Here is a 22597-nt window from a genome sequence, read left to right on the forward strand (position 1 = left end):
GTCACTTCTTGGCCGACGCCGTCGAGGTACCGCGGCGGGTGGTCGGCTTGCGGGCCGGGACCTTCGCGCCGGTGGCGGTCTTCGGGTCGGTCTTGGCGGCGGTGCGGCGCGCGGTCGAACGCGTGGTCGTCGCGACCTCGTCGCCGGCCTCCTCGATCGCCTCGGCGGCCTCCTTCGAGACCTCGGTGACGACCTCGGCGGCCTCGCTCGCGGCGGTCTGGGCGCGGCGGGCGACCTTCTCACCGACCGAGCGGGTCTGCGTGGTGACCGCACCCAGGGTCTTGACGGCGACGTCGTGGGTCTCGTCCACGAACTCGTCGACGCGGGTGTCGAACTTCTCGGTCAGACCCTCGACGGTCGCGATGGCCTGCTTGACCTGCGGCTGCTTGCGGATCCGGCCCCAGGCCTTCTCACCGCGCTGGGCGAATCCGACGTAGACGCCCTCGACCTCGGAGCGGAACTCCTCGACCTGCTTGCGGATGTTGTCCGAGGACAGCTTGCCGCGGAGCTCCTTGAGCTCGTCGGGGAGCTCCTGGACGCGGGTCTGCACCTCCTCGGCGCGCTTGGTGGCGGTGGAGCGGGCGTCGGTGACGGCCTTGCTCACGGTGGTGACGGCGAAGTCGCCAGCGCCCAGCACGGCGAGCAGCGGGGTGCGGACGACCTCGGCCTGCTCGGCGGTCTGCTCACGCAGCTTCTGCACGTCGGCGCTGGTGGGGAGGTTCACGGCCATGGTGATCACTTCCTCGTATCGGTGGGGGTGTCGGTGGTGCCGGCAGAGAGGCCGTTCTCCCTGCGAAAGGACTCGTAGACATCGAGCAGCACACGTTTCTGCCGCTCGTTGAGAGTCGGATCGGTGAGCACCGCGTCGGTCACCTGACCGGCGGGCCGCTCCTCGAGGATCCCGGCGCGGACGTACAGCGCCTCGGCGGAGATCCGCAGCCCCTTGGCGATCTGCTGCAGTATCTCGGCGGACGGCTTGCGCAGCCCGCGCTCGACCTGGCTGAGATACGGGTTGCTGACGCCCGCGGTGCGGGCCAGCTGCCGCATGGAGACCTGGGCGGCCTCGCGCTGGGCGCGGATATAGGACCCGATGTCCTCCACCGCGTGCCCCACGGTCTGACCGACGCTCTCGACGGCCTGCGCGACGCGCTCGACGGGTTCGACGGACTCACGCTCTCCGTGCTTGCGCTCGGTGGCCATCCATCTCACCTCCGCCTCGATCCGTTCCTCACTGACGGAACCGACCGTACGCGGCGCCGCTAGCTCCTGCAAGCACAGTGCTAGCGCTGGTCACGTGGCGTGCGCCACGTCGGTGACGGCCCGGTGACGGTGCGATGTCATCCGGGGACACCCGACCGATCACCCGATGACGAGCTCCCCCACGGTGTGGATGACCAGGCCGGCGAGCGCCCCCACGACGGTGCCGTTGATCCGGATCCACTGCAGGTCCCGCCCCACCTGGAGCTCGATCTTGCGCGAGGTCTCCTCCGCGTCCCAGCGGGCGACGGTCTCGGTGATCAGGGTGGTGATCTGGTGCCGGTAGTGCCGCACGACGTACGACGCGGCGTCCGCCAGCCAGCCGTCGAGCTTCGCGCGCAGCTCGGCGTCGCGGCCCAGCCGCCGCCCGAAGGCCATGAGGCCGTCGCGCACGCGCAGGCGCAGCTCGTTCGACGGGTCGTCGGCGGCGTCGAGGACCATGGACTTCACGACCGTCCAGGCGCGGCCGATGAAGTGCTGCACCTCCGGGTGCTCGACGACCTGGCGCTTGACCTGCTCGGCGCGCTCCATCGTCGTCGCGTCGTGCTGCAGGTCGCGGGCGAACTCGGCGAGGTAGCGGTCCACGGCGTGCCGCAGCGGGTGCTCGGGGTCGGTCTTGACCGCCCAGGCGTACCCGCGGATCTCGGCGAACAACTTGTCGGCCACGAGGTCGTCGACGAAGCGCGGCGTCCAGGACGGTGCGCGATCGTGCACGACCCGCAGGACCATCTCCTGGTTGTCGGCGACCCAGTCGTAGGCGCGGTCGCAGACGAGGTCGACCAGCCTGCGGTGGGCGCCGTCGGCCAGGACGCCCTCCAGCGCCTTGCCCATCGGCGGACCGACCGGGATCTCCATCAGCTTGCGCACCGCGACGGTCTCGATGACGTTCTGCACGTCCTCGTCGCGCAGCACGGTCACGAGGGCCCGCGCGGCGGTGACCAGCTCGGTGGTGATCCGGTCGGCGTTGTGCTGCTCGGCGATCCACCGCCCGACCGACTCGCTGACCCCGATCCGCTCGAGCTTGTCGCGGACGACGGACTCGGACAGGAAGTTCTCCCCGACGAAGTCCCCGAGGCTGTCACCGATCATGTCCTTCTTGCGCGGGATGATCGCGGTGTGCGGGATCGGGATCCGCAACGGGTGCCGGAACAGCGCGGTCACCGCGAACCAGTCGGCGAGCGCACCGACCATGCCGGCCTCGGCGGCGGCCCGGACGTAGTCCGCCCCGGGGACACCGCGGACGACCTCGAAGTACTTCGCGACGAAGAACACGACCGTCGCGCCGAGAAGGAACCCGGTGGCGACGGCCTTCATGCGCCGCAGGTCGCGCCGCTTCTGCTCGTCACCGGGGCCGAAGCCGCCGAGAGGGACGCTGGGAACGGATCCGACGGTGCGGTCCCGCTGCGGGACGGGGGTCGGGCGCTCCGGCGCGCGGGAGGTCTGCACACACCCATAGTGCCCGGGGACACCGACATCGGGCGGCGGGGGCACGCGCCGTGGGTCCCGGCCGGGCCCGGGGGATGTCCCGCCGGACCCGGCCGTGGCCGGTGGAGCGGCTGCGCGGCGAGGGAGAAGTGCCCCCTCGGGCGCCGCTTCCGGGCGTACCGCCCGGCCGGTCCCGGCGTCCCCGCGGGTGATCGGCGGGGACGGCAACGGGACGGAACCCGGGCGGGCGGTACGCGGTCGCGCGGGCCGGATCCTCGGTTCCGTCCGGGCCGCGCGGGAGGGTCAGCGCCGCAGGGCGCCCGGGACGCCGGACTGCTCGGCCCGCGCCTCCTGCTCGTCGGGCAGGGCCTGCTCGCTGTCGCGACGGCGCACCGCGTCGCAGATCGCCTCGACGACGACCGCGGCCTCGGGCACCCGGTAGCCGACCCGCGCCGGGGCCACGCGCCACTGCACCCAGCCCTCGGGACGCTCGGTCGGCGGGGCGACGACGCCGATGCCGTCGGTGTGCAGCACCACGTCGGTGTGCAGGCTCAGCTCGGCCGGGAGCGCGTGCCGCGGGCTCATCGGGAACCACCAGGTGCCCTCGGGCGTCGCGGCGACCGGCACGACCTCGCCGGCCTCACGCAGCGTCCGGCAGACCCGGCGACCGATGACCGCCGGGACCTCGACCACGTCGAGCACGTCGCCCGTCGCGAGCATGACCTCCGCGCCCGGCCCCGGCACGAGCGGCCAACCGTGGTCGGCGTACTCGCGAGCGGCCGCTCGCAGCTCCGCGCCGTAGACGGCTCGGTAGCTGTCCCACCAGGACATGGAGGTCACTTCCTTCCGCTTGCGCGACAACCCCTGTGGTGCCGCTTTCCCTGTGAAGTACAACACCAGGATCGGGCTCCGGGCACGAGTTCGCGAGGAGTACGCGGCGAGGGTGCGCAGCGGCGAGACGAGCGGGGAGCGCCGACCGCACGGCGTCGCGACCACCGGTGAACGGCGGGTGACCGGGCGCAGCGGACCGACGACCGGTGGCAACCCCGCCGCCGTCCGGCGCAGTGCCGGTCGTCGTACCGCTCGACATGCCTCGTGCGTCGATTGTCTTTATCATCGAGATGGTTGCGACGATCGGAAGGACTGGACATGGCGTCGACGACGGCGAGGGCGGGCCGCACGGCAGGCCCGGCCACCGGGATGGACACGGCACGCACCTGGGCGGTGCTCGCCGTGGCGGTGCTGCAGGCGGTGGCGGGCTCGCTCGGCGGCAGCGGGACGTTCGGGGAGTCGCAGCGGGTGCTCAGCGACCGTTACCCCTCACTGGTCACCCCGGCGACGGTGGCGTTCTCCGTGTGGGGCCTCATCTACCTGGCCCTGCTCGTGTACGCGGTGTACCAGTCGCTGCCCGGGCAGCGGTCGCGCCCGGTGCACCGGGCGACCGGCTGGCTGTTCGTGGCGACGGCGGCGCTCAACGCGGGCTGGATCGTCGTGTTCTCCCAGGAGCTCCTGGGTACCGCGCAGCTGCTGATCGTGGCACTGCTGGTGACCCTGGCCGTGGTGCTGCACCGGCTCGCCGCGTTCCCCGCCGAGGGAGTGGCCGACCGGGCACTCCTGCACGGCCCGCTGGCCTTCTACACGGGCTGGGTGTCACTCGCGACCGTGGCCGGGTTCTCGGTGACGCTGACCTACTGGGGCGCGCCGCTCGGCCCGGTGACGGCCGCGGCACTCCTCGCTGCCGGCGTGCTGGCCGCGGGCGTCGCGACCCGGCGGACGACGGCGGCGCTGCCCTACGCGGCGACGGCCGTCTGGGCGCTGGTCTGGGTCACGGTGGAGTCCGCGACGGCCGGGACGGTGCCGGTGACCGTGGTCGCGGCGCTCGGCGCCGTGGCGGTGGTCGTCGCGGCGGCACTGCGGGCGCGGGAGGGGCTGCGGCCGGCCTTCGGCTGACCCCGGGAACGACGACGGCGCCGGTCCCCGAGGGGAGCCGGCGCCGTCGCGGTGCGCGGGTCGTGCCCGCGCAGAAGTCAGATCACGCGGACCGAGTCGGCCTGCGGGCCCTTCTTGCCCTGGCTGGCCTGGAAGTCGACGCGCTGGTTCTCCTCCAGCGTGCGGAATCCGTTCGACTCGATGGCGGAGTAGTGGACGAAGACGTCCGGTCCCTCGTCGTCGGTGGCGATGAAGCCGAAGCCCTTCTCGGCGTTGAACCACTTGACGGTGCCCTGCGGCATAGCGTGTGTCCTTCTCAGATGGAGCGGTTCCGGCCCTCACAGCAAGAGCCGGAGGTCGCGTGGACACCGCCGTGGCACCTCAGCACCGATCGACGACGCCCACCGTCACAACTTCACACGGACGCTTCGCGGCGATCGGAGAAGAACGACTGCAACCGACGCGGACGCTACCACGGCTCTCCGGCACGTCGACCGTCCTCACTCGACGCCCCCGCACGGGCCCGTTCCGCGACGCCGACCGCCCGTCGCACCACTCCGGCGCGATCACGGAACGTGAGATCTGATCCGCCGATCGGCGACGGGCGGTCATCACCGTCCCGAACGGGTGAGCGCAGGACGTGTTCCACGCCGTCGGGTGAGCGCCGGGCGCCCGTCCTCCCCGATTCGGGTGGTGACGGCGGTCCGGGCCCGTCCAACGGCCCCCTCCGTCCCCGGACGGGGTCGCCCGTTCCGGGTGCGTTGCGGTGCGATCCGCTCACAGCGTGACCGATGGGGCCCCTGTGACTCGTGTGGCCACGATCGGGCCACTGGTGGACGACGCCCGGTGACCGCAAGCTCAGCGCCGTCCGTCACCCCGTGCAGCAGCACAGCGAACTGGAGAGACCGTGCGATCCCGAGTCACCACTTCCGTCGCCCTGACCCTCATGATCGGCACCCTGGGTGTGTACGGCGCCGGCGTGGCCGGCGCGGCCGAGCCCGTTCGGGCCTCCACCCCGGTCGCCCCGGCCGCGACCGTCACCCACGCGCCCGCCGCGGCGTCCGACGGCCCGCTGGACCGGTTGTTCGACACGCTCTTCGGGAACGGCGCGGCGACCGCCCCGGCGACGCCCGCCGACACCACCGTCCCCGTCCAGGACGTGCCGACCCCGGGCGTCCCCGCGGCTCCGGGCGCCCCGGCCGTCCCGGCAGCTCCGGCCGTCCCCGGCGCGCCGGCCGCGCCGCAGGTCCCCGCCGCGCCGGCTGTTCCGGGTGCGCCGGCGGCCCCGGCCCCGGACCCGGCCGCGCCCGCCGTTCCGGCTGCGCCCGCCGCTCCGGCCGTGCCCGCGGCCCCCGCCGCTCCCGCGGTGCCGGCCACCCCCGCCGTCCCGGGCACGCCCACCGCTCCGGAGGCCCGGGCCGTTCCGGGCGCTCCGGCCGTTCCGGGCGCTCCGGCCGCTCCGGTGGCGCAGGTCGCCCCCGCGGCGCCGGCCGCCTCGGCGACCCCGGCCGTCGCCGTCACCTCGGACACCGCGGGCCGGCAGGCCCCCGAGCCCCCGGCCGTCCCGGGCGCTCCGGGCGTTCCGCAGGCGCCGGCCGCCCCGCAGGCCCCGGCGGCCCCCCAGACCCCGGCCCTCCCGCAGGCGCCGGCGGCCCCGGCCGTCCCGGGCGCTCCCGCGGCCCCGGCGGTACCCGCCGTCCCGGGTGCGCCCACCGCTCCGGCTGCCCCTGCCGCTCCGGGTGCCCCGACCGCTCCCGCCGTGCCCGCGGCCCCGGCAGCACCGGGCGCCCCGGCCGTCGCCACCGCCCCGGACGGCACCGCCGCTCCGCAGGCCCCGGCCGACGCCCGGACCCGGGACACCGCCCCGACCCGCCCGAGTCTGTGGGAGCGACTGTTCGGCACCACCCGCTGACCTGCGACGCAGGCACCACCACGCGACGGCGTCCCGCACCGGGGCGCCGTCGCGGTGCGTCTCAGGGGAGCTCGGTCGCCCAGCCCCGCTGCAGCGCCCGCAGCACCTCGTCGAGCAGGTCGGCGAGCTCGGAGCCGTCGTCGGCCAGCCAGCGCTCGTAGGCCGCGATGCACACGCCCAGGCAGGCGTGTCCGACGCTCTGCGGGACGAGCTCCGAGGCGTCCTCGCCACGACGCTCGGCCACGTAGTCGGCCACGACCTCCCGCCACGAGGCGTAGCGCAGCGTCGAGTGCGCCTGCAGCGCCGGGGTCTGCAGGATCAGCCGCAGCCGGCGCCGGTGCCAGGGCTGCTCGTCCGACTCGACGTGGTTGAACTCCAGCACCGCCCGCCGGACCCCCTCCAGCGTCGGCAGGTCCGACGGCTGGGCCGCGAGCACCGCGCGCATCCGCACCAGCTGCTCCTCGAAGGCGCCCCAGGCGATGTCGTTCTTGGAGGCGAAGTACCGGAAGAACGTGCGACGCCCGATCCCCGCGGCGTGCGCGACGTCGTCGACGGTCGTGTGCTCGAACCCCTGGTCGCTGAACATCTCCAGCGCGATGTGCTCGATCTCCGAGCGGGACGTGACCGGGCGACGACCGGCGCGGCGCGCCCCGCCCCCGCCGGTACTCCCGATCCCGTCGTTCTCGGTCACCGCTGACATCGTCGCCCCGCCGTGCTCCCCGACTCCTCCGTCGTGCCTGCGACCGGCGGACCGGGAGGGTCGAGCGGAACGCCGTCGGCCTCGATCATCCCACGTCGCGGCCGGCCCGTCGGCGCACGTCGCCCCTGTTCGGCGGCCGTTCGTCGCGCGGGCCCTCCACTTTGTCGGTGTGGCGCGGCACACTCGCGGCCAGACGGACCGGGACCCACCCGGACGGGTACGTCGAGGGGGAACCATGAGCGCACCCGCACGGGCCGCCGACACCACCGTGGACGAGCGGCCACCCGAGGAACGCCTCGAGGACCACCGGCGTGAGCTGACCGGCTACTGCTACCGGATGCTCGGCTCGGCCTTCGAGGCCGAGGACGCGGTGCAGGACACGATGGTCCGGGCCTGGAAGGGCGTCGCGAAGTTCGACGGCCGCTCCTCGCTGCGGTCCTGGCTGTACCGCATCGCCACCAACGTCTGCATCGACGCGTTGAACGGGCGCAAGCGCCGCGCCGTCCCGATGGACATCGGAGGCCCCGGCGCACCGGTCGCCGAGTCGCTGCGCGAGCCGCTGCCCGACGCCGAGTGGCTCGAACCGATGCCCGACGCCCGGGTGTCGACGCCCGCCGGGGACCCGGCGGACAAGGCCGTCGCGAAGGAGACGATCCGGCTGGCGTTCATCGCGGCGCTGCAGCACCTGCCGGCCCGCCAGCGCGCCGTCCTGATCCTGCGCGAGGTCCTGTGCTGGAAGGCCGCCGAGGTCGCCGAGCTGCTGGACACCTCGGTCGCGTCGGTCAACAGCGCCCTGCAGCGCGCCCGCGCCACCCTGGGCGAACAGGGCATCTCCGAGGCGGCGCCGCAGACCTCCCCGGCGATGGACCCGGCGCAGACCGCGCTGCTGATGCGCTACATGGCAGCGTTCGAGGCGTTCGACATGGAGGCGCTGACGGCGCTGCTCCACGAGGACGTCGAGCAGAACATGCCCCCGCTGGAGCTCTGGTTCCGCGGCCGGGACGACGTCATCGCCTGGATGGCGACCGGCCCCGGGCAGGGCTGCCGCGGGTCGCGGGTGGCTCCGGTGGAGATCAACGGGACGGTCGGCTTCGCCCAGTGGAAGCCGTCCGGGCCGAACGGCGAGTTCGAGGCCTGGGGCATCACGGCCCTGCGGATCGAGGACGGGGCGGTCACCGGGCTGAGCATCTTCCTCAACACCGAGCTGTTCGGCTACTTCGGGCTGCCGCTGAAGCTGGCCGACCGGCCGGAGCTGTGGGAGCCGAAGGCCGGCTGACGCCGCCCGGGCTCGCCGCCTGGCCGGGGCTGCGCATCACGGCCCGGCTCGGCGGCGGGCACCGCGGCGCGGTCTGGGCGGCGACGGACGGGAGCCGACGGCTGGTGGTCCACCGGAGCGGGCGGACGCCCGCGGCGCTGGACTGGGAGCTCGACCTGACCGGCGAGCTGCGGGCCCACGGTTTCCGCGTACCCGACGTCGTCCCGACCGGTGACGGACGGCGGCGGTGCGGGGCGGTCGTCGTCCGGACCTGGCTCGACGGCGACCCACCCGGGCCGGGCGACGAGGCCGCCGTCGCTGCCGAGCTGCACCGGCTGCACGCCCTCACCTCGGGGCGGAGCCAGCGGCCGGGGTTCGTGGGCACGGTCGAGCTGCTCGCGGGCGCCGTCCGGGGCGGGGACGTGGACCTGACCGCGATGCCGTCCGACGTCGTCGCGGAGTGCCGGGCCGCGTGGGCCGTGGTGGGCGGTCCGGTCGCCGTCGTCCACGGCGACCCCGGCCTGGGCAACATCCGGGTCCTGGACGGACGTCCGGGCCTGCTCGACTGGGACGAGTGCCGGGTGGACCGGACGGCGCTCGACCTCGACGGTGGGCCCGGGGCTGCCCGCGAGGCCCGCCGCGCCGTCGACGCGTGGGAGGTCGCCGTCTGCTGGACCGTCGAGCCCGGCTACGCCCGGGAGCGGCTCGCCGCGCTGCGCGCCGCCCCCTGACCGGGCCTCACGCGGCCGGCGTCACCGCGGCGACCCGCTCCCCGGCCGTCCGGGCGTCGATGCGGGCGCGCTCGCGCTTCTCCGCGGCCAGCGGGCGCAGCTCGCTCATCGCGGGCACCACGTCGGCCAGGGTCAGCTCCGTCTCCACGACGGTCACGTCGGCACCCCACACGTCGCGCAGGATGCGGGTGATCCAGCCGGAGCCGTGGTCCCAGCCCTCGCGCGGGGTGCCCGGCCCGTAGCCGCCTCCCCGGGAGACGACGAGCACGACCGGGCGGCCGGCGAGGGGCGTGCTGCCCGGCGCGAACCGGGGGTCGGTGATCAGGGCGTCGACCCAGGTCTTCAGGTGCGCCGCGATGCCGAAGTTGTAGAGCGGCGATCCGATGACGACGGCGTCCGCGGCCAGCACCTCGTCGGCCAGCTCCGCGATGCGCGCGAGGGCCCCGCGCTGCTCCGGGGTGCGGTCGGCCTCGGCCACGTACCCGGCCGCGACCGCGGTGGTCCACAGGTCGGCGGGCAGCGGGGCGGTGCCCAGGTCACGGCGGACGACCTCGGCGCCCGGTCGCGCGTCGAGGTAGGCGCGCTCGACCTCGTCGGCGATCTCGCGGCTGACGGAGCCCTCGGTGCGGATGCTCGCGTCGAGTCGGAACAGGGACATGACGACCTCCCGGTCGATCTGGGGCGAAGATGTTCTGTTGAACAGAGTATCTGCGCGAGAGACGACCTTGGCAAGCGCGTACCCTGTGACGATGTCCGGTCCGTCCGCCCCGCAGAGCGTCGAGTGCGACCTGGCGTGGGCGTTGGCCCGGGTCGCCCGCGACCACGCCACGGCGGTGCAGTGCGTCGTCGGCACGCTGCCCGGCGGTCAGCGCGGCTTCCAGGTGCTCGCCGCCGCGGCCGGGGACGATCCGCCCACCCAGCTCGCACTCGCCCGCAAGCTCGGCGTGGACCGCACCGTGATGACCTACCTGCTGGACAAGGTCCAGGAGGCGGGACTGATCGAGCGGCACCCCGACCCGAACGACCGACGGGCCCGCCGGATCGTGCTGACCACGGCCGGCCGGGCGCTGCTCTGCGAGACCGAGACGCGACTGCGCGCCGCCGAGGCCCACATCCTGGCGCCGCTCTCCCCGGACGAGCAGGGCGCGCTCCGCACGCTGCTGCGCCGGGTCGCGACCGCGGGCACCGACCCGACCTCCGCCGAGGGCGAACCCCGTCCGCCGTCGGCGTAACCGCAGCTCAGGTGGCCCGACCCGGCCCTAGTGTCGGGCGGCACCCGAGGAGCGGAGATCCGATGCCCGTCCTGTCCACCCCGTCCGACCCCGCCGACCGTCTGCTCGGCGAGCGGATCGTGCTGCTCGCCCGCGAGATCGACGACGACGTCGCCGCCGAGACCTGCGCGCGCCTGCTCCTGCTGGCCGCCCAGGACGCGCGCCGCGACATCACCCTGCACGTCCTGGCGCCCGGCGGCTCCCCGGTCGCCGCGATGGCGGTGCACGACACGATCCGCACGCTCGGTGTCGACGTCGCGACCGTCGCCGTGGGATCGCTCGCGGGCCCGGTGCCGTTCCTCGTCGCGTCGGGGACGCCGGGCAAACGGCTCGCCCGCGCACACGCCGCGTTCCTGCCCACCGCCGACGGGCCGGTCCGCGGCTCGCACCCCGGCGACGTGCGGGTCCGGGCCGACCACCTCGCCGGACGCCGCCGCGAGATCGAGTCGCTGACCGCGGCGTACTGCGGCGCCCCGTTGCCCGACGACGCCCGGGACCGCTGGCTGTCGGCGGCGGAGGCGGTGACCTTCGGCCTCGTCGACGGGCTGTCGGAACCCCGGACCGAAACGGATAGCTAGAGTCTCCGATGTGCGAGTCTCGGATCTGTCCCGGTCGTCCGGTGTCCCCGTCGCGACGATCAAGTACTACCTGCGCGAGGGCCTGCTGCCCCGCGGCGAGACGACGTCACCGAACCAGGCCCGCTACGACGACGCGCACGTCCGCCGGCTGCGCCTGATCCGGGCGCTCGTCGAGGTCGGCGGGCTGCCGATCGCGACCGTCCGCGAGGTGCTGTCGGCCGTCGACGACCCCGCGGTCGGCCTGCACGACATGCTCGGCCGGACGGTCTACGCGATCACCGGCGACGTCGGCGCGTCCGGCTCGCTCGACGAGGCGGAGGCCGACCTGGCCGGAGCCGTGGCCCACGTGGGCTGGCAGGTCGGGAAGGACGCGCCCGCGCTGGCCGGGGCCCGGTCGGTGCTGGCCCGGATGCACGAGCTGGGCTGGGGCCCCGGCGAGGAGACCCTGCAGGCGTGGGCCGAGGCCGCCGACCGCGCCGCGGAGGGCGACCTGGCCGCGATCGGGCGGACCACCGACCGCGAGGAGGCCGCGGAGACCGCACTGGTCGGCACCGTCCTCGGCGACGCCCTGCTCGCGGCCCTGCGCCGGATCGCCCAGGAGAGCCGCTCCGCGCAGCGCTACCGCGCCGGGTCCTGAGTCCCGGGCAGCCGCACCGTCACCAGCACCGCGCGGTGGTCGCTGCCCGGGGTCTCGAGGACGACGTGGCGGCGGGTCACCGACCCGCGGGGCACGAGCACGTGGTCGATGCGGATCCCGGCCCAGCGCGGCAGCGACGACGGGAAGGTCCCCACGAGCCCCCGCACGGTGCCGTCGGTGGCGTCGACGCAGTCGCCGGACGCGTCGCGCAGCCGCCGATGGTCGACGACGGCGTTGAGGTCCCCGGCCACGACCGGCGCCGGTCGGGTGCGGGTCCACTCCCCGATCAGCGCGAGCTCACCGGTCCACAGCTCGGTCCACCGCGGGTTCGTCGGCGCGGAGGTGTGCACCGCGTACAGCGTCCGGGCACCGAGCAGCCCACCGGTGACCTCCAGGTGCGGCAGCCGCATCCCCTGCCCGGGCCGCACGTCGACCTCCCCGGCCCGCGGCGCGACCAGTACCACCGTGCCGCGCTGGTCCGGGACGCCGGGCGGGACCGAGGACCAGCCCCGGTAGCCACCGAGCAGGGGCAGGAGCCGGTCGAGGTAGGCGACGCCCGCCTCGGGCAGCACGACGACGTCCGGCCGCTCCCGGGTCACCGTCGCGGCGAGCGCGCCGGTGTCGGCCCGCCCCAGCAGCACGTTCGCGACGAGCACGGTCAGCTCGGGCCCGTCCGGCAGCGGGCCGTCGGGGCGCGGCAGCACCCGTCGCAGCGCGGGAGCGGCGGCCGCGGCGCCGGCCAGGCCCACCGCCGTCGCGGTGCGGCGCAGCCCGGTGAGCCGCAGGAGACCCGCGACCCCCAGTCCGGCGACGCCGAGGTGCGGACGCAGCGCGGTCAACCCGACCAGGGCGGAGCGCCGGTCGGTCCGCCACCGCCGCGGCAACGCGGTGACGGCGGTACGCAGGGCTCGGTCGACGATCATGGACACGGGTGGACAACGGACGCGGGCCGCGCACGGTTCCATGCGAGCCATATGGACAGTCCAGCTATCGGATAGTTACAGTATCCACATGCGGAACATCCTCGCGTGGCACCGTCCGTTGATGGTCGTCGGTCTCGTCTGCGCCGCGGCCGTCCCGCTCGGCCTGCTGGGCACCCTCGTCGACCCGCGCGAGGTGCTCGGCGCGCCGGTGTGGCTCAAGCCCACCAAGTTCGCCGTCTCCATCGCGATCTTCTGCGTGACCTGGGCCTGGCTGTACGACCAGCTGCGCTCCCGGCGCGGCCGGACCCGTGGCGCGTTCCTCGCGGGCACGGTCGCGGCGGTGGCCCTGGTGGTGGAGATGGTCGTCATCGCCGTCCAGGCCGGGCGGGGCACGACCAGCCACTTCAACTACACCTCCCGGCTCGACGCGGGCCTGTGGACCACCATGGGGATCTCGATCGTCCTCGTCTGGCTGGCGACGTCGTGGGTCGCCGCCGGGCTGTTCGCGGTGCGCGACCTCGACCCCGCCCGCACGGTCGCGATCCGCGCCGGCGCGGTGCTCGCGCTGGCCGGTATGGCGCTCGGCTTCCTGATGACGTCACCGACCCCGGACCAGCTCGCCGACTTCCGCGGGATCGCCGGGGCGCACGCCGTCGGCGTCCCGGACGGCGGCCCGGGACTGCCGCTGGTCGGGTGGAGCACGCTGGGCGGCGACCTGCGCGTCCCGCACTTCGTCGGGATGCACGCGCTGCAGCTGCTGCCGCTGCTGCTGATCGTGTTCGAGCTGGCCGCAGGGCGGGTGGCACGGCTGGCCGACCCACGGGTGCGTCGCGACCTGATGACGACGGCCGCCGCCGGCTACACCGGCGTGCTCGCCCTGCTGACCTGGCAGGCGCTGCGCGGACAGCCGCTCGTCGAGCCGGACACGCCCACCGTCGCCGCGGCCGGGGTGCTGACGGTCCTGATGGTGGCCGGCGCCGTCGTCGCGCTGAGGGAGCGGCGACCGGTGCTCACGCCAGGCAGGTGAGCGGGCGCCCGCCGTTGTACTCGACCATCTCGGTGAGCGCGACCGTGCTGTCGATCGGGGCGCCTCGCTCGGCGCCGTCGAGCTCGGCGTAGGCGCGGTGCAGGTTCCCGACGATGCGCTCGGCGTCCGGCCACTCGCCGAACCGGCCGAGGTCGGTGTCGCGGGCGGCCTCCAGCGGGCGAATGCCGGCGTCGCGGGCGCGCTCGGCCAGGTCGAGGACGAACCGCAGGTAGTCGACCGTGTCCCGGAGCGGCCCGTCGCCCCGGAACACCGGCCCGTGGCCGGGCACCGTCGTCGCGGCCCCGAGCGGGAGCACCACCTGCTCCAGGACGTCGATCGCGCCGGTCACCGAGCCCATCAGCAGGAACGGCGTGCCGCCGTTGAACACCAGGTCCCCGCAGTAGAGGACCGACCGGTCGGGTACGTGCACGAGGACGTCGTTGGTGGTGTGGGCGGGCGTCCCGACGTGGAGGACATCGGCCCGCAGGTCCCCCAGGTGCAGCGCGATGCGGTCGATGAAGGTGAGGAACGGCGGGTCCAGCGGGAGCGAGCCCCAGTCGCCGTGGTCCCAGAACGGCAGGTCCCGGGGCGGGCCGAAGGCGATCATCTCCGCGCGTGCCCGCTCGTGCGCGACGACCGTCGCGCCGGAGAACAGGGCGTTGCCCCAGGTGTGGTCGCCGTGGTGGTGGGTGTTGACCAGCGTGCGGACCGGCCGGTCGGTGACCTCGCCGATCGCGGCCGCGAAGGCCCGCGTCCGGCGCTCAGTGGAACAGGAGTCGACGGCGACGGCCCCCTGCGGCCCGACGAGCAGGCCCGTGTTGTTGATCCACCAGGTGCCGTCCGGCTGGACGTAGGCGAAGAGCCCGTCGGAGACCTCCTCCAGCCGGGGCGGGCCGGGGACGGTGATGTCGTGCGGGTAGGAGCTCATCGGCCGATCGTGACCGAACCGACCCCGGAACGCACGAGAGCCGGTCGGTGGCTACCGACCGGCTCTGCGGGGGATCAGGACTGTGGCCAGGGGCGGGGTCGAACCGCCGACCTTCCGCTTTTCAGGCGGACGCTCGTACCAACTGAGCTACCTGGCCCCGGCCTCCGGTGAACCGGAGATCCAGAGAGTGGAGCGACCCAGACGGGACTCGAACCCGCGACCTTCGCCGTGACAGGGCGACGCGCTAACCAACTGCGCCACTGGGCCTTGCTCTCGCGAGACGCATCGTAGCCGATGTGTCTCGCGGTACCCCCAACGGGATTCGAACCCGCGCTGCCGCCTTGAAAGGGCGGAGTCCTAGGCCGCTAGACGATGGGGGCTGGGACCAGGCCCGAGGGCCTCGACCTTCCCTCAACGGCTGTCCGTTGGGAGTGAGGAAACCTTACGACACCGCTCCGAGGGGCCCTGCAACCACCCCCCGGTTCCGGCGTCGCCGCAGGTCAGCGAGCCACGGGTGGCGGCTGTTCCGGGTTGCCGGAGATCAGCCCCAGCATGTCGAGCAGCTCGCGCAGATCCTCGGAGTCGTCCGAGTTCCGGGCGACGACGAGCCGGGCGCGCTGCACCTGGTCGTCGGAGACCTTGAAGGCGTCGGCCGCGTTCCGCGGCGCCGGAATGGAACTGGTGTCGTCGTCGATGCCGCGCTTCGCGCCGATGGTCACGAGGCCTCCCCGTAGGCCGCCAGGACCTGCTCCGGGCCCGTCCGTGGGACGCGCCGCGTGCCGGTGTCCGTCGGTACCGCCACGTGCTGTGGCCGTGACCAAGACGTTACCCATCGTGCGGGGACCCCGCACGCCCCTTCCCGGGTGACGGCCGGTCACCCGGCGCTGTGGGGGACGGGTGCGGCTCAGCGATCCCGCGAGACCCGGCAGGGGCTGCCGGACAGCTCCCCGACCGGCACGGATGCCGCCAGCGCCCGGTACCCGGCGGGCGACGGGTGGAGCCCGTCGCCAGAGTCCAGATCCGGACGGAGCCGGTGCGGATCACCCGGGTCGCCCAGTGCGGCGGCCGCGTCGATCACCCCGTCGGCCCAGCGACGACCATCCGAACGGAGCCAGCCGTTCACCTCGTCCCGGGCCGCGACGGCCGTCGGGGTGGCGCGACCGCCGCTGGCCGACGGCGGGATGGTGGTGAGGAACACGCGCAGCCCCGCGGCGCGGGCCCGCTGGGCGAAGCCCTGCAGCCCGGCGACGAGGTCACCGGCGGCCGCGCCGGCGGCGAGGTCGTTGGTGCCGACGAGCAGCACCACGTCGCGCACGCCGGGGACGGCGGCCACGTCGTCGTCCCAGCGGGTCGACGGCGCGTCACCGCCGGCCGGCGGGTCGTCCTGCAGCAGCTGGTTGCGCGACAGTCCCGCGTTCAGCACGGTCATCGGCCGGTCGCCGCCCGCCGCGGCCAGCCGGGCGGCGAGCTGGTCGGGGAAGCGGTCGTCGCCGCCGGGGGTGGAGCCCACGCCGTCGACGAGGGAGTCCCCGATCACGAGGACGGCGCCGTCCGGGCGGGCCGCCAGGACCTCCAGACCGGTCAGCACCGGCCAGGACTGCAGGGTCGTGTCGAAGCCCGCCGCGTCCGGGGCCGCGGTGCGGTCCCCCGGCCCGGACAGCCACGCGGTGCGCATCGCGACCGGGTGCGAGCCGATCGTGCGCGGCACCTCGGCCAGGAACAGGCTCACCGTCAGCGGCACGCCCGCCGCGGCGGCGACCGGTGCGGGATCGGTCAGCACCTCGGCACCCGCCGGGATGTCGGCCACGGGGGCCCCGCCGACGGTCAGCGGGACCGGCCGGGTCACCGCGGCGCCCGGGCCGGTGGCGCCGACGGTCATCGCCGCGATCCGCAGCGGCCCGTCGCCGTGCCGGTTGGACAGCCGCAGCCGCAGCTCCTCCCCCGCCGCGCCGGGCCGCACCACCATCCGCAGCGTCCGGCCGGCGAGACTGTCGCCGGGGACGGCCTGCTGCGCGGCGTGCCAGGCGGCCGTCCAGCCGGGGGTGCACGTCGTCGCCGCGGCCGCCGCCGGGACGACCGACGGGACCGGGGCACAGCCCGCGGCCACGAACCCGGCGAGCAGCGTCCCGAGCACCGCCGCACCGGCGGCACCCCGCCTGCCACGCCACCGGACCGCACCGTCGTCGGGCCGCACCGGCACCGCCTCCCGTCCGTGGGCCCGCCCGCGGATCGGACGGGTCCCCCACGCGCTGTGTCGGGCCGTCACCCGATCACGTTACGGATCCGCCCGGTCACACTGCGACGATCGGCACATCGTCGTCGACGAACGGCCCGTCCCTCCGGAGCGGTCCGCCCACGGGAGGGCTGCGCACTGTCGGTGTCACCTCCTAGGGTCGTCGGCGACACGAGGGGCGGCCACCGTGGGCCGCCGGGATCGCCAGAGGAAGAGGACGACGGTGACCACCTACGAGGAGATCTTCCGTTCCAGTGTGGACGACCGTGAGGGCTTCTGGCTCCGCGCGGCCGACGGGATCGACTGGGACGTCGCCCCGACCCGCGCGCTCGACGAGTCGAACCCGCCGTTCTACCGCTGGTTCCCCGACGGCGAGCTGAACGTCGCGTACAACGCGCTCGACCGGCACGTCGACGCCGGGAACGGCGACCGCACGGCCCTGGTGTACGACTCGCCGGTCACCGGGTCGCGGCGCTCCTACACCTATGCGGAGCTGCGCGACGAGGTCGCGCTGTTCGCGGGCGTGCTGCGCGACCAGGGCATCGGCCACGGCGACCGGGTCGTCGTCTACATGCCGATGGTCCCCGAGGCCGCGATCGCGATGCTCGCCTGCGCCCGCCTCGGCGCCGTCCACTCGGTGGTCTTCGGCGGGTTCGCCGCCAAGGAGCTCGCCGTCCGGATCGACGACGCCGGGCCCAAGGTCGTCGTCTCGGCGTCCTGCGGCATCGAGGGCAAGCGCGTCATCGAGTACAAGCCGCTGCTCGACCGGGCGATCGAGCTGTCGGACCGCAAGCCCACGTCCACGGTGATCCTGCAGCGCGAGCAGGCCACCGCGCAGCTGGGCCCGACCGACGTCGACTGGGCCGAGGCCGTCGCCCACGCCACGCCGGCCGACCCGGTCCCGGTGAAGGCCACCGACCCGCTCTACGTGCTCTACACCTCCGGCACCACCGGCAAGCCGAAGGGCGTGGTGCGCGACTCGGGCGGCTACGCCGTCGCCCTGGCCTGGTCGATGCCCAACATCTACGACGTCGGCCCCGGCGAGACGATCTTCACCGCGTCCGACGTCGGCTGGGTCGTCGGCCACTCCTACATCGTCTACGCGCCGCTGCTGGCCGGAGCGACGACCGTGCTCTACGAGGGCAAGCCCGTCGGCACGCCGGACGCCGGGCAGTTCTGGCGGGTCGTCCAGGAGAACGGGGTGAAGTCCGTCTTCACCGCGCCCACGGCGTTCCGGGCGATCAAGAAGGAGGACCCGGAGGGCACGTTCCTCGGGCAGTACGACGTGTCCTCGCTGAAGTACCTCTTCCTCGCCGGGGAGCGCCTCGACCCCGAGACCCACCGCTGGGCCTCGGATCTGCTCGACATCCCCGTCATCGACCACTGGTGGCAGACCGAGACCGGCTGGCCGATCGCAGCCAACCCGGCGGGCATCGAGCTGCTGGAGATCAAGCCCGGCTCACCGACCCGTGCCATGCCCGGCTGGGACGTCCAGGTGCTCGACGAGCGGGGCGACCCGGCCGAGCCCGGTGTCGACGGCGCGATCGTGGCGAAGCTGCCGCTGCCGCCCGGTGCGTTCCCGACCCTGTGGAACGACGACGAGCGCTACGTCAGCTCCTACATGTCGGCGTTCGAGGGCTACTACCTCACCGGCGACGGCGGGCACCTCGACGCCGACGGCTACGTCTTCGTCATGGGCCGCACCGACGACGTCATCAACGTCGCGGGCCACCGTCTGTCCACCGGCGGGATGGAGGAGGTCCTGGCCTCGCACCCGGACGTGGCGGAGTGCGCGGTGATCGGCGTCGCGGACACCATGAAGGGGCAGATCCCGCGCGGTTTCGTGGTGCTGAAGTCCGGCGTCGACAGCGACGCCGAGGGCTACGAGGACGGGCTGCGCGCCGAGCTCGTGCAGATGGTGCGCGACCAGATCGGCGCGGTCGCCTCCCTCAAGGACGTCGCGATCGTCCCGGCCCTGCCCAAGACCCGTTCCGGCAAGATCCTCCGCAAGACGATGCGCGGGATCGCCGACGGCGCCGAGGAGCCGGTGCCCTCCACCATCGACGACGCGTCGGTGCTGGACACGCTGCGTCCGGTGCTGCGGAGGGAGTGAGCGCCCTCCATCGGGTGGTCCGGATGCGCCCCGCTTGACCCGGATCACCCGATGGCGGTAACGGCGGACGGCCGCGACCCGATGGTTGGTCGACGGCCGCTGCCGCTCCCCGGCATCCCCCGCGCGGTCGTCGACGTGGAGGTGTGCCGTGGACCCGGCGCGACTGCGACTCGCGGCACTGGCCGCCCCGGTGGCGCTCGGCGCCCTGCTCGGCGTGGCCGCGATGCTCGAACCCGACGAGGTGCGCCTGCCCTCGGTCGGCAGCATCCCGGTGACCACCCGGGCGACGACCGCGCTCCTCACCGGGGTGCCGCACACCACCCCGCCGCCGACGCCCGTGCAGGCCCGCGCGAACCTCGCGCCGCAGCCGTTGCCGACCGCCGCCCAGACCCGCGACAGCCGCTGACCTGCGGCCTTCCCGAGCGAGGAAGGGAAGCATAACCGCAGGTCAGGGAGCCCTCAGTCCTGCGGCGTCGGCACGGCGGGGGCACCATGGATGCCATGAAGGTCATCGTGGATTTCGACCGCTGCGAGAGCAACGCGGTCTGCATGGGTGTCGCGCCGGAGGTCTTCGAGGTGCGCGACGACGACTACCTCTACATCCTCGACGAGAACCCGGCCGAGTCGCTGCGGCCGAAGGTCGAGGAGGCGGCACGGAGCTGCCCCAAGGCCGCCATCACGATCGAGGGCTGAGCCCCGGCGGTCGGGGGGCTCGGCCGGCGCGGGTTGCCGGGTACTCCTCGCGGCGAGCAGTATCGCGGCGACGAGTGCACCGCCTGCGAAGGAGCCGACCGTGACACAGGGCGCGACGACCGACGTCTGGACCACCCCGCTCACCCCGTTGGCCTTCCTGGGCCGCTCGGCCGAGGTGTTCGCGGAGTCCACGGCGATCGTCTACGGCGACCGCAGGCACACCTACGCCGAGTTCGCGGCGGAGGCGACCCGGGTGGCGAACGCCCTCGCCGCGTCGGGCGTCGAGCCCGGTGACCGGGTCGCCTACCTGCTGCCGAACGTCCCGGAGATGCTCGTCGCGCACTTCGCGGTGCCGCTGGCGGGCGCGGTCCTGGTCGCGATCAACACACGGCTGTCGACCGAGGAGGTCCGCTACATCCTGGACCACTCGGCGGCCACGGTGCTGGTCGTCGACGCCGTCCTGTACGAGACGGTCCGCCCGGTCGCCGACGAGCTGGCCACGGTCCGCGAGATCGTCACCGTCGTCGACCCGGCGGCGCCCGGCGACGGCGTCGGCTCCGGGACGAGCTACGCCGACCTGCTCGCCCGCGGCTCGGACGACCCGCGGCCCTGGGCCGTCGACGACGAGCGGGCCACCATCACGATCAACTACACCTCGGGGACGACCGGCAACCCGAAGGGCGTCGAGTACCACCACCGCGGTGCGTACCTGAACTCCTTCGGCGAGATCGTCCACTCCGGGCACACCGCGGACAGCGTCTACCTGTGGACGCTGCCGATGTTCCACTGCAACGGCTGGTGCACCCCGTGGGCCGTGACGGCCATCGGCGGCACCCACGTCTGCCTGCGCGAGGTCCGCGGCGACACCATCTGGCGGCTGATCGGCGAGCACGGCGTCACCCATCTCAACGGCGCCCCGACCGTCGTCACGACGATCATGAACGCGCCCGAGGCCGTCACCCTGGACTACCGGCTGACGATCACGACGGCCGGCGCGCCGCCGTCGCCGACGACCATCCTGCAGATGGAGCGGATGGGGTTCCGCATCGTGCACGTGTACGGCCTCACCGAGACCTACGGGCCGTACGCGGTGAACCAGTACCAGCACGCCTGGGACGACCTCGACGGCGAGGAACGGGCCCGGCTCCAGGCCCGCCAGGGGGTCGGCATGGTGTGCGCGGACCGGGTCCGGGTGGTCGACGAGGAGATGGCCGACGTCCCCCGCGACGGCGCCACGATGGGCGAGATCGTGATGCGCGGGAACAACGTCATGAAGGGCTACCACCGCGACGAGGAGAAGACCGCCGAGGCGTTCCGGGGTGGCTGGTTCCACTCCGGCGACCTGGGCGTCGTGCATCCCGACGGCTACGTCGAGCTGCGCGACCGGGCCAAGGACGTGGTCATCTCCGGCGGCGAGAACATCTCCACCGTCGAGGTCGAGCAGGCGATCGTCTCGCACGACGCGGTGCTGGAGGCCGCCGTCGTCGGGGTGCCGGACGAGAAGTGGGGCGAGGTCTGCAAGGCCTTCGCCGTGCTCAAGCCGGGCCGCTCCGCCGAGCCCCAGGAGCTGATCGACCACGTGAAGACGAGGATCGCCCGCTACAAGGCACCCAAGTACGTCGAGGTCGTCGACGAGCTGCCCAAGACCTCCACCGGCAAGGTCCAGAAGTTCGAGCTCCGGGAGAAGGAGTGGGCCGGCCGCGGGGACTCGCGCATCCAGGGTTGACGCATATCGGTTAGCGTTGCTGAACGTGAGCATCGCAACCGAACTGGCCACGACGGACACCGCGTCGCCGTCCGCCTTCCGCGTCGCGACCGGCGCGGTGGTCGTGACGACGGCATCGGTGCTCCCGGTGTTCCTCACCGGCGCCCTATCGGTGCAGCTCTCGCGCGACCTGGCCTTCGACCCGTCCGGGCTGGGGCTGGTCGTCGCGCTGTACTTCGGGGTCAGCGCGCTGTGCTCGCTGCCGGTCGGCATGGTCGTCGAGCGGGTGGGATCACGGGTGACCAGCCGGATCGCCGTCGTCGGGGCGGCGGTGCTGATGGCGGCCCTGGCGCTGGGCGCGCGGTCCTACGTCGCGCTCGTCGTCCTGCTGCTCTGCGGCGCCTGGTGCAACGTGATGGGCCAGCTGTCGTCGAACCTGACGCTCGCGCGCTCGGTGCCCGCACACCGGATGGGGCTGTCCTTCGGGGTGAAGCAGGCCGCGATCCCGGCGGCGACGCTGCTGGCCGGGCTGGCCGTCCCCGCGGTGGCGCTGACCGTGGGCTGGCGCTGGGCGTACGGGATCGGCGCGCTGCTGGCGCTGGCGGCACTGTCCGCGTGCCCGCGCACCGACGCCCGCCCGGCGGCCCGCACGGGGTCCGGCGACCGGGCGACGGCCGCGCTCGCCGTGATCGGCGCCGCCTCCGGGCTCGCGGCCGGGACCGCGACCGCGCTCGGCATCTTCCTGGTCGCCTCGGCGGTGGACCGCGGGATCGACCCCGGTCTGGCCGGGCTGATGCTGACCCTCGGCAGTGTGGTGGGGCTGTCGGTGCGGATGCTGCACGGGTGGCTGGCCGATATGCGCTCGGGCGGCCACGTCGCCGTCGTCGCGGCGAGTCTCGCCGCGGGCGCCGGCGGGTTCGGGCTGCTCGCCGTGCCCGGGACGCCCGCGCTGGTCGTCGGGGTGGTGCTGGCGTTCGGGCTGGGCTGGGCGTGGCCGGGTCTGCTGCAGTTCGCCGTGGTGCGGCTCAACCCGTCCGCCCCGGCCGCGGCGACGTCGATCGTGCAGGTCGGTGTCTACGCCGGCGGTTTCGCCGGACCGATCGTCTTCGGCTCGCTCGCCACCCACGCGGGCTTCCCGACCGCGTGGACGGTCAACGCCGTCGTGATGCTGGTGTCGGCGGCGTTGATGCTGGTCGGGCGCCGGATGCTGCTCGCCCACGCGCGCCGCCGGGCCGAATCAGGACGCAGGTTGTCAGGGTCGTAGGGCACAGTGGCCCCCG

General features: G+C 74.2%; 24 protein-coding genes and 3 tRNA genes. 13 read left to right on the forward strand and 14 right to left on the reverse strand.

All coding sequences use genetic code 11. The features are described 5' to 3' along the window. Position 1: 1 nt before the first annotated feature. From AC0GKK_RS12720 to AC0GKK_RS12735, 4 genes are all read right to left on the reverse strand, one after another. The gene (locus AC0GKK_RS12720) at positions 2-730 is read right to left on the reverse strand and encodes a hypothetical protein (RefSeq protein WP_482636386.1); all 729 of its coding nucleotides are present in this window, start codon (positions 728-730) and stop codon (positions 2-4) included. Between the two features lie 5 nt (positions 731-735). Continuing rightward, entirely contained in the window at positions 736-1200 is a 465-nt protein-coding gene (locus AC0GKK_RS12725) for a helix-turn-helix domain-containing protein (RefSeq protein ID WP_062399838.1), read from the reverse strand. A gap of 159 nt (positions 1201-1359) precedes the next feature. Next, the gene (locus tag AC0GKK_RS12730) at positions 1360-2703 is read right to left on the reverse strand and encodes a DUF445 domain-containing protein (RefSeq protein WP_476653683.1); all 1344 of its coding nucleotides are present in this window, start codon (positions 2701-2703) and stop codon (positions 1360-1362) included. Positions 2704-2985: 282 nt separating this feature from the next. Next, the gene (locus AC0GKK_RS12735) at positions 2986-3678 is read right to left on the reverse strand and encodes a bifunctional DNA primase/polymerase (RefSeq protein ID WP_489883926.1); all 693 of its coding nucleotides are present in this window, start codon (positions 3676-3678) and stop codon (positions 2986-2988) included. A gap of 153 nt (positions 3679-3831) precedes the next feature. Between AC0GKK_RS12735 and AC0GKK_RS12740 the strand changes: the two genes are divergently transcribed. Then, positions 3832-4632 carry a TspO/MBR family protein gene (locus AC0GKK_RS12740; protein WP_489883927.1) on the forward strand — a complete coding sequence of 267 codons (801 nt, stop codon included), beginning with the start codon at positions 3832-3834 and terminating at the stop codon, positions 4630-4632. A gap of 77 nt (positions 4633-4709) precedes the next feature. Here the strand turns inward: AC0GKK_RS12740 and AC0GKK_RS12745 are convergent, their stop codons facing one another. After that, positions 4710-4913 (reverse strand): cold-shock protein, encoded by a 204-nt coding sequence (locus tag AC0GKK_RS12745; RefSeq protein WP_020627638.1) that lies wholly within the window; start codon positions 4911-4913, stop codon positions 4710-4712. Between the two features lie 605 nt (positions 4914-5518). On the opposite strand from AC0GKK_RS12745, the gene AC0GKK_RS12750 reads away from it, so the two are divergent. Continuing rightward, positions 5519-6523: a hypothetical protein gene (locus AC0GKK_RS12750; RefSeq protein ID WP_489883928.1), complete on the forward strand. Its 1005-nt coding sequence runs from the start codon at positions 5519-5521 to the stop codon at positions 6521-6523. Between the two features lie 61 nt (positions 6524-6584). On the opposite strand, the gene mftR is transcribed toward AC0GKK_RS12750, so the two are convergent. Next, positions 6585-7223: a mycofactocin system transcriptional regulator MftR gene (gene mftR / locus AC0GKK_RS12755; protein WP_489883929.1), complete on the reverse strand. Its 639-nt coding sequence runs from the start codon at positions 7221-7223 to the stop codon at positions 6585-6587. A 235-nt stretch (positions 7224-7458) separates the two neighbouring features. On the opposite strand from mftR, the gene AC0GKK_RS12760 reads away from it, so the two are divergent. Both AC0GKK_RS12760 and AC0GKK_RS12765 read left to right on the forward strand, forming a co-directional pair. Then, positions 7459-8499: a sigma-70 family RNA polymerase sigma factor gene (locus tag AC0GKK_RS12760; protein WP_208824582.1), complete on the forward strand. Its 1041-nt coding sequence runs from the start codon at positions 7459-7461 to the stop codon at positions 8497-8499. Next, positions 8478-9209 (forward strand): aminoglycoside phosphotransferase/kinase family protein, encoded by a 732-nt coding sequence (locus AC0GKK_RS12765; RefSeq protein WP_357439184.1) that lies wholly within the window; start codon positions 8478-8480, stop codon positions 9207-9209. The genes AC0GKK_RS12760 and AC0GKK_RS12765 overlap by 22 nt, the downstream gene beginning before the upstream one ends. 7 nt (positions 9210-9216) lie before the next feature. Here AC0GKK_RS12765 and AC0GKK_RS12770 read toward each other — a convergent pair whose 3' ends face one another. Further along, on the reverse strand, positions 9217-9867 hold the full coding sequence (locus AC0GKK_RS12770) for an FMN-dependent NADH-azoreductase (protein WP_346105864.1): 651 nt from the start codon (positions 9865-9867) through the stop codon (positions 9217-9219). Positions 9868-9958: 91 nt separating this feature from the next. Here AC0GKK_RS12770 and AC0GKK_RS12775 point away from each other — a divergent pair, with 91 nt between their 5' ends. From AC0GKK_RS12775 to AC0GKK_RS12785, 3 genes are all read left to right on the forward strand, one after another. Then, positions 9959-10441 carry a MarR family winged helix-turn-helix transcriptional regulator gene (locus AC0GKK_RS12775; RefSeq protein ID WP_251787193.1) on the forward strand — a complete coding sequence of 161 codons (483 nt, stop codon included), beginning with the start codon at positions 9959-9961 and terminating at the stop codon, positions 10439-10441. Between the two features lie 62 nt (positions 10442-10503). Continuing rightward, on the forward strand, positions 10504-11058 hold the full coding sequence (locus AC0GKK_RS12780) for an ATP-dependent Clp protease proteolytic subunit (RefSeq protein ID WP_357439189.1): 555 nt from the start codon (positions 10504-10506) through the stop codon (positions 11056-11058). A gap of 10 nt (positions 11059-11068) precedes the next feature. After that, the gene (locus AC0GKK_RS12785; protein WP_251787191.1) at positions 11069-11695 is read left to right on the forward strand and encodes a MerR family transcriptional regulator; all 627 of its coding nucleotides are present in this window, start codon (positions 11069-11071) and stop codon (positions 11693-11695) included. Here AC0GKK_RS12785 and AC0GKK_RS12790 read toward each other — a convergent pair. Continuing rightward, positions 11677-12618 (reverse strand): endonuclease/exonuclease/phosphatase family protein, encoded by a 942-nt coding sequence (locus AC0GKK_RS12790; RefSeq protein ID WP_357439191.1) that lies wholly within the window; start codon positions 12616-12618, stop codon positions 11677-11679. The genes AC0GKK_RS12785 and AC0GKK_RS12790 overlap by 19 nt on opposite strands. A gap of 88 nt (positions 12619-12706) precedes the next feature. Here AC0GKK_RS12790 and AC0GKK_RS12795 point away from each other — a divergent pair, with 88 nt between their 5' ends. Beyond that, positions 12707-13645 (forward strand): hypothetical protein, encoded by a 939-nt coding sequence (locus tag AC0GKK_RS12795; RefSeq protein WP_357439194.1) that lies wholly within the window; start codon positions 12707-12709, stop codon positions 13643-13645. On the opposite strand, the gene AC0GKK_RS12800 is transcribed toward AC0GKK_RS12795, so the two are convergent. The 6 genes from AC0GKK_RS12800 to AC0GKK_RS12825 form a co-directional block, all read right to left on the reverse strand. Beyond that, positions 13629-14573: an MBL fold metallo-hydrolase gene (locus AC0GKK_RS12800; protein ID WP_357439196.1), complete on the reverse strand. Its 945-nt coding sequence runs from the start codon at positions 14571-14573 to the stop codon at positions 13629-13631. The genes AC0GKK_RS12795 and AC0GKK_RS12800 overlap by 17 nt on opposite strands. Positions 14574-14656: 83 nt before the next feature. Further along, positions 14657-14730: transfer RNA gene (locus AC0GKK_RS12805), tRNA-Phe, on the reverse strand. A 36-nt stretch (positions 14731-14766) separates the two neighbouring features. Then, positions 14767-14840, reverse strand: a tRNA-Asp gene (locus AC0GKK_RS12810). 40 nt (positions 14841-14880) lie between these two features. Then, positions 14881-14953 (reverse strand) — tRNA-Glu (locus AC0GKK_RS12815). A 120-nt stretch (positions 14954-15073) separates the two neighbouring features. Continuing rightward, on the reverse strand, positions 15074-15292 hold the full coding sequence (locus AC0GKK_RS12820) for a hypothetical protein (protein WP_062399816.1): 219 nt from the start codon (positions 15290-15292) through the stop codon (positions 15074-15076). Positions 15293-15477: 185 nt separating this feature from the next. Then, positions 15478-16839 (reverse strand): GDSL-type esterase/lipase family protein, encoded by a 1362-nt coding sequence (locus AC0GKK_RS12825; RefSeq protein WP_489883930.1) that lies wholly within the window; start codon positions 16837-16839, stop codon positions 15478-15480. A gap of 190 nt (positions 16840-17029) precedes the next feature. Here AC0GKK_RS12825 and AC0GKK_RS12830 point away from each other — a divergent pair, with 190 nt between their 5' ends. The 5 genes from AC0GKK_RS12830 (at position 17030) to AC0GKK_RS12850 (ending at position 22581) form a co-directional block, all read left to right on the forward strand. Next, positions 17030-18919 carry a propionyl-CoA synthetase gene (locus AC0GKK_RS12830; RefSeq protein ID WP_357439222.1) on the forward strand — a complete coding sequence of 630 codons (1890 nt, stop codon included), beginning with the start codon at positions 17030-17032 and terminating at the stop codon, positions 18917-18919. Between the two features lie 148 nt (positions 18920-19067). Then, positions 19068-19325 (forward strand): hypothetical protein, encoded by a 258-nt coding sequence (locus AC0GKK_RS12835; protein ID WP_062399812.1) that lies wholly within the window; start codon positions 19068-19070, stop codon positions 19323-19325. Positions 19326-19420: 95 nt separating this feature from the next. Next, entirely contained in the window at positions 19421-19612 is a 192-nt protein-coding gene (locus tag AC0GKK_RS12840; protein ID WP_062399810.1) for a ferredoxin, read from the forward strand. Between the two features lie 100 nt (positions 19613-19712). Next, the gene (locus tag AC0GKK_RS12845) at positions 19713-21338 is read left to right on the forward strand and encodes an acyl--CoA ligase family protein (RefSeq protein ID WP_062399808.1); all 1626 of its coding nucleotides are present in this window, start codon (positions 19713-19715) and stop codon (positions 21336-21338) included. Between the two features lie 25 nt (positions 21339-21363). Further along, entirely contained in the window at positions 21364-22581 is a 1218-nt protein-coding gene (locus AC0GKK_RS12850) for an MFS transporter (RefSeq protein ID WP_489883931.1), read from the forward strand. The last annotated feature ends 16 nt before the right edge of the window (positions 22582-22597 follow it).

It is taken from the genome of Pseudonocardia sp. P-1 (genome assembly GCF_058111925.1).